This is a genomic window from Photobacterium sp. OFAV2-7, assembly GCF_022347985.1.
GTDB lineage: Bacteria > Pseudomonadota > Gammaproteobacteria > Enterobacterales > Vibrionaceae > Photobacterium.
In genome coordinates this window covers 1-5,611 of sequence record NZ_JAKRFQ010000285.1, presented here as the reverse complement: position 1 = coordinate 5,611, position 5,611 = coordinate 1, and the positions used below count along the sequence as shown (strand labels likewise).

Genomic DNA, 5,611 nt, shown 5'->3' with positions numbered 1-5,611 from the left:
GTTCATTAATGGCGTTATTGGCACGAAAGGCCAGGGTTTCCTGAGACTGATCGAACATATCGCTTACAATGCGAAATGCATCTATCAGCTCCCCTTCCCCTAATTCTTCATCAAAGCGATCGCCGCTTAATACAGCAATCGCCAACAAGAACGCCAGCCGCTCAGTTGGCAGGTTAAGCGAAAACTCATGTTGCTTAACCCAACTCACCAACTCAGGAACGGTCTGGGATACATCACTCATCCGTTGTCCTTATTGCTGTTATCGTTGCTTGTCCCGTTATCAGCCGGTGTCACCTGGTCTGATGGTTTCTGGGCGTATACATGGATATAGCGGCCCAGGGACAAATAAGGCTCCTGACGACAAAGCTTCTGCTCCATCTCAAGAACTTGTTCAAAACTGTAGTCACCGACCATGGTTGTCTGCATATAATCATGGAAGGTACGCACACCGGTTTTTCCGAGGATGGTAAATCCGGCGTCGGTTAACCAGCTATAGACATCTTCCGGCTTGATAGCCTGCTGTGGCTGTAGTTTAAAGCGCTTGCGGTGCGGCATTCCCTCTTCTATATGAGTCAGGTTGCCACAAATTAAATTCTTGAACAGCAGTCCGTTATAGTTGTAGAACATCACCGAGATAACCCCGCCGGGCCTGGTTTGCTCCAATAACTGCTCAAGCGCCTCTTTCGGATCGGACAGCCACTCCATCACAGCATGGAATAACACCAAGTCCGCCGGCTCACTTAAATGCTCGCCAATTTCCTGGACCGAGCTGTGAACCAGACGATATTGCTCAAGAAGGCCGTTGTTGGCAATTTCCTGCTCGGCCAGCTTCAGCATTTCACCAGAAAGATCACATAAAGTGACACGATGCCCCAGCTCAGCAATTTTTTGCGATAGCTGGCCGATCCCCCCGCCAGCATCAAGAATATGCAACGGTGTTTGTGATTCCAGCAAGGCTAAAATTTGCTCAAGATCTTGCCAGACAACAGTCTGCCTTATTTGGCCTTTTGCTGTCCCGTAGATATTTTTAGCAAATTTTTGCGCTAGGTCGTCAAAATTTCGATCTTTGATCACGTCAGCTTTACGTTATGATAGCGGTTGAAAAAATGTGGCTTATTTTCTCACAAGCGTTATAGGAATAAAGGCTTGTGGTGCTTTTTCGAGCTCAACTGCTGAATTTTCGGACTACATTGCATGTTTGAACTAAAAAAAATTGTTTCTGCATTACTCATGCCCCTGCCCGCACTGCTGATAATCGGGTTCCTGGGCTTGTTGATCCTCTGGTTTACCCGGCGCAAGGGACTCGCGTCCTTTTTCATCGGATTCGCCTTTATAGGCATTTTCCTCGTATCCTTCCAGCCGATAGCAACCAGCTTGCTTCGGCCATTGGAACGCGAGAATAATCCCTTCGTCCCGACATCCGCAACGGTGGACTATGTCATGGTGCTGGGAAGCGGGCATGTTATCGACCATGCGATGCCAATCACCTCCGAGCTGTCACGTACATCACTGATGCGCCTGGCGGAAGGCATACGTATCCATCGCATGTTCCCCGGCTCCAAGCTGATCTTGTCGGGTTATGGTGGTGGTACCAGTATCAGCCAGGCACGAATGATGGCAAAAGTAGCCCTTGCACTGGGCGCCAACAAAAGTGATATCCTGCTGCTCGAAACCGCCAAGGATACCTGGGAAGAAGCGTTCCAGGCGGCTTCTGTTGTCGGTGATAAAAAACTGGTTCTGGTCACCTCTGCCAGTCATATGACCCGGGCGATGAATGAGTTTGAGCAAGCCGGCCTGGCCCCAACCCCTGCGCCAACCAACTTTCTTGCCAGCAACAAGATCAAACAACCTTGGGAGCGCTATAAGCCGCAGGCCAAATATCTGGAACAAACGGAGCGCTATTGGCACGAAACACTGGGCCAGTGGTGGCAGCGTCTAAGAAACCTGCTTGGCGAACCCAAGCAAGCTCCCGAGCAACCAGAATCAACCTCTAATGTGTCAATGGAACTAGCACTAAATACCGCCTCTCCCGCTTAGTCTCCCTTCGCTATCAGGCCGGGAAACTGGCCTGATACAACTCCATGCAAACCATATAAAGCAAATTGCACACCAATACCATACACATAACAAGCAAACAATCCACCCAAGGTATTGTTTTGATTAATAAACAACCGACAAGTGTGATTATCGAACCTATATTCCAAACAGTTTTAATATGTTCGATTTTCTTATAGCCTTGGTAATAAAAAACCGTTTCTGATAAGTGCCTTGCATCATACAATTGCGCTCCCAGCTAATAGATAAGTCTGAAATCATCCTTTCAGTCGAATAAAATACTACTTGGAACGGCTCAGCATGATGTATCTAGTGATTAACCTGGCGCTCTTCGCCCTGCTAATTGGTTTCTTGTTCAAACAGCAAAAAGCCGAGTACACACTTTCAAAACAGGTCTTTACCGGCCTCGGCTTTGGGGTCATCTTCGGCGGCGCGCTTCAGCTCGTATACGGTGGCGGCAGCCCGGTTATTGCTGATACCCTCGAATATATCAACATCGTAGGTGCCGGCTATGTCAGCCTGCTGAAAATGATCATTATGCCGCTGATTATGGTTTCCATCATCGGTGCGATTATCAAGGTCAAGGACTCCGGCTCTCTGGGCAAAATTTCAGGTCTCAGCATCGGTATATTACTGGCAACTACAGCCGCTTCAGCGCTTATCGGGATCCTGGTCAGCAACCTCTTTGGCCTGTCTGCTGAAGGCATCGTTCAGGGCGCACGTGAAATTGCCCGCGGTGAGGTGCTTGAAACTCGCCTTAGCACCGTCGAGTCACTGTCGTTTGCCGACATGATCATTTCATTCTTCCCCGGTAACCCGTTTGCCGACTTAGCCGGCAGCCGCCCGACATCAACCATCGCCGTAGTGATCTTCTCGGCCTTTATCGGTGTCGCAGGCCTGAGCGTTATCCGTAACCAGCCAGATCTTGGTGCAAGTTTCGAGAAGTTCATCAATGTAGCCCAGGAAGTGGTTCGTACCCTGGTACGTATGGTACTTAGCCTGACACCCTATGGCGTTTTAGCCCTGATGAGCAAAGTTGTGGCCGGTTCTAATTATGATGACATCCTAAGCCTGATCAATTTTGTGACCGCGTCTTATGTCGGCCTGGCACTTATTCTGGTGATGCATCTAGTGCTGGTCTCTTTTGTCGGTATTAATCCGGTTCGTTACCTGAAGAAGATCCTGCCGGTATTGACCTTCGCTTTCACCTCACGCTCAAGTGCCGGTACCATTCCGCTGAACGTTGATACTCAGGTGAAAAAGCTGGGTAACGGTGAAGGTGTGGCAAACTTCTCTGCTTCTTTTGGCGCCACTATGGGTCAAAATGGCTGTGCCGGTTTGTATCCTGCTATGCTGGCCGTTATGATTGCGCCGACAATTGGTATCAACCCGCTTGACCCTGGCTTCATGCTGACACTGATCGCCATTGTCACTATCAGTTCGTTCGGTATCGCGGGTGTCGGTGGCGGCGCAACCTTTGCAGCCTTGATTGTACTTTCAGCCCTGGATATGCCGGTTGCCCTCGCTGGCCTGCTGATCTCTATCGAACCGCTAATTGATATGGGGCGTACAGCGGTGAACGTAAGTGGTGCGATGACTGCAGGCACGATTACCTCGCGAGTTCTGGGCCAGGCCGACAACAGCCTGTTCGACGCTGACTATGATAATGACAACAAAGCAGTTAACGCTTAATAACCATCCCAACAGATAGATTGAAGGCCACCTGAGGGTGGTCTTTTTGTTTTTGCCATCATCACTTTTTTGGCAACATTATTTCATGAACGGAATATGAATTACCTACTCACATCAAGTTCAGTCGCGCTGGTGTTTAATAGCTTCATCAACCAAGACATCAATCACCATACGAATCACGATTAAATAGGTAGGATGACCATGATTAAGACAACTGTTTACGCAATTACCGCCGCGATGATCATCATGCCGACTGTCGCACTGGCTAACCCTAACGGCGTGTCGTACAGCGGCCCGATTCAAACAACTACAGTCAACGAAGTACTAGAGCAGACCAACCTGTTCTCGGAGCAAAATGTCATTATCGAAGGCAAGCTAGTTAGGCAAATCAGTGCTGATACCTATGTTTTCAGCGACGGTAAAAATGAAATCAATGTTGAAGTCGATGACGATATCCGCCTTGAGCAAGCCATTACGCCCAACACCCGTCTGCGTGTCTACGGCGAAGTGGAAGGTAGCACCAACCCAGAGATTGAAATCGACAAGATTCAAGTCTTGTAGGACCACCGTAACTTGCTCGGAAAACAAAGAGACAAAAAAGGCTGGTCATCATGACCAGCCTTTTACATTCAAATACTGTCGCTATGGTTCAGCCTGCTATTATTCATCTGGCTATCAGCCGATCAGCGCACGAACCTTTTCCAGATCCTCCGGCGTATCCACCCCGGCAGGCGGTGCATCAATTGCAACCTCAACGTGGATTTTCTCGCCGTACCAAAGCACACGAAGCTGCTCCAGCGCCTCGATTTTTTCCAGCGCACTCGGCTCCCAGTTAATATAGGTATTAATGAAACCTGCACGGTAGGCATAAATGCCGATATGGCGCATCAGGTTCTGGTGGATCTCCTGCGGACGCTTGGCAAAATTATCGCGATCCCACGGAATCGAAGCCCGGCTAAAATACATCGCATAGCCATTCTTGTCCGTCACAACTTTTACTGCGTTAGGATTGAAGACCTCGTCAGCATGGTCAATCTCAACAGCCAGCGTGGCCATCGGCGCATCGCCATTGTGAGCAAGGTTATCGGCTACCTGACGAATGATGGTTTCAGGAATTAACGGCTCGTCACCCTGTACATTCACCACGATCTGATCGTCTGCCAGCTGGTACTTCTCGACCACTTCTGCCAGGCGCTCGGTGCCAGACTCGTGATCATCGCGGGTCAGGCAGACTTCACCACCAAACCCTTCAACCGCATCAACGATACGCTGATCATCGGTAGCAACAATCACCTGCTCGGCACCGGCTTTGCTCGCCTGTTCGTATACCCACTGGATCATCGGCTTGCCGCCAATATCTGCCAGCGGCTTACCCGGCAGGCGTGATGACTGGTAGCGTGCCGGTATGATTACCGTAAACGACATTATTTCACCTCGTCTGGGCTTAACGTGCGAGCTTCAGGCTCAAGCAGAACCGGAATGCCATCCTTGATGGGATAGGCAAGACGGTCAAACTTGCAAACCAGCTCACTTTTGTCTTTATCGAAGTTCAGCTTCCCTTTACAGACAGGGCAAGCCACGATTTCAAGCAGACGATGATCCATTTTCTTCCTTTACCTCAATAATCCGGTTAATAATAGCCTCAGCTTCAGGCGCTGGCAGCACGGCATCTACAGGCAAATACCACCAGTTCGGCTGAGCGAAAGTTTGGCATTTCACCGCATCTTTCTCTGTCATTACCAAATGCCGGCCTTGCTCGGCCAGCTGTTTTAATTCCTGCTCGGAAAATGCCTGATGATCAGCAAACGGCTGACACACCACGGGCGTCACTCCCAACAAGCTTAGTGTATTAAAGAACCGAGGG

At 49.5% G+C, this 5,611-nt stretch carries 7 protein-coding genes and 1 pseudogene; 3 read left to right on the top strand and 5 right to left on the bottom strand.

The annotated features are described in order from the left end of the window. A pseudogene (locus MHN01_RS14760) lies at window positions 1-241 on the bottom strand (chromosome partition protein MukF); the annotation flags it as partial. Beyond that, window positions 238-1,074, bottom strand: coding sequence for a tRNA uridine 5-oxyacetic acid(34) methyltransferase CmoM (cmoM, locus tag MHN01_RS14755; RefSeq protein ID WP_239412041.1), 837 nt, complete (start codon window positions 1,072-1,074; stop codon window positions 238-240). The gene cmoM and the pseudogene MHN01_RS14760, both read right to left, overlap by 4 nt. 120 nt (window positions 1,075-1,194) lie before the next feature. Here cmoM and elyC point away from each other — a divergent pair, with 120 nt between their 5' ends. From elyC to MHN01_RS14740, 3 genes are all read left to right on the top strand, one after another. After that, complete coding sequence (gene elyC / locus MHN01_RS14750; protein ID WP_239412040.1) at window positions 1,195-2,037, top strand: envelope biogenesis factor ElyC; 843 nt, start codon at window positions 1,195-1,197, stop codon at window positions 2,035-2,037. Between the two features lie 318 nt (window positions 2,038-2,355). Next, the gene (locus tag MHN01_RS14745; RefSeq protein WP_239412039.1) at window positions 2,356-3,747 is read left to right on the top strand and encodes an L-cystine transporter; all 1,392 of its coding nucleotides are present in this window, start codon (window positions 2,356-2,358) and stop codon (window positions 3,745-3,747) included. A 201-nt stretch (window positions 3,748-3,948) separates the two neighbouring features. Beyond that, window positions 3,949-4,308, top strand: a complete 360-nt coding sequence (locus MHN01_RS14740; RefSeq protein WP_255725281.1) for a YgiW/YdeI family stress tolerance OB fold protein — start codon at window positions 3,949-3,951, stop codon at window positions 4,306-4,308. A gap of 114 nt (window positions 4,309-4,422) precedes the next feature. Here the strand turns inward: MHN01_RS14740 and kdsB are convergent, their stop codons facing one another. From kdsB to MHN01_RS14725, 3 genes are all read right to left on the bottom strand, one after another. Beyond that, window positions 4,423-5,172 (bottom strand): 3-deoxy-manno-octulosonate cytidylyltransferase, encoded by a 750-nt coding sequence (gene kdsB / locus MHN01_RS14735; RefSeq protein ID WP_239412038.1) that lies wholly within the window; start codon window positions 5,170-5,172, stop codon window positions 4,423-4,425. Further along, window positions 5,172-5,351 (bottom strand): Trm112 family protein, encoded by a 180-nt coding sequence (locus MHN01_RS14730; protein ID WP_075766482.1) that lies wholly within the window; start codon window positions 5,349-5,351, stop codon window positions 5,172-5,174. Before MHN01_RS14730 ends, kdsB begins: the two co-directional genes overlap by 1 nt. Further along, window positions 5,332-5,611, bottom strand: a 280-nt coding sequence (locus tag MHN01_RS14725; protein ID WP_239412037.1) for a tetraacyldisaccharide 4'-kinase, incomplete at its 5' end; no start/stop codon positions are given. The genes MHN01_RS14730 and MHN01_RS14725, both read right to left, overlap by 20 nt.

What these genes read in the sequence shown, in the direction of transcription:
- elyC (WP_239412040.1), top strand. Translation starts at nt 1,195, where the DNA reads ATGTTTGAACTAAAAAAAATTGTTTCTGCATTACTCATGCCCCTGCCC.
- MHN01_RS14745 (WP_239412039.1), top strand. Translation starts at nt 2,356, where the DNA reads ATGATGTATCTAGTGATTAACCTGGCGCTCTTCGCCCTGCTAATTGGT.
- MHN01_RS14740 (WP_255725281.1), top strand. Translation starts at nt 3,949, where the DNA reads ATGATTAAGACAACTGTTTACGCAATTACCGCCGCGATGATCATCATG.
- kdsB (WP_239412038.1), bottom strand. Translation starts at nt 5,172, where the DNA reads ATGTCGTTTACGGTAATCATACCGGCACGCTACCAGTCATCACGCCTG.
- MHN01_RS14730 (WP_075766482.1), bottom strand. Translation starts at nt 5,351, where the DNA reads ATGGATCATCGTCTGCTTGAAATCGTGGCTTGCCCTGTCTGTAAAGGG.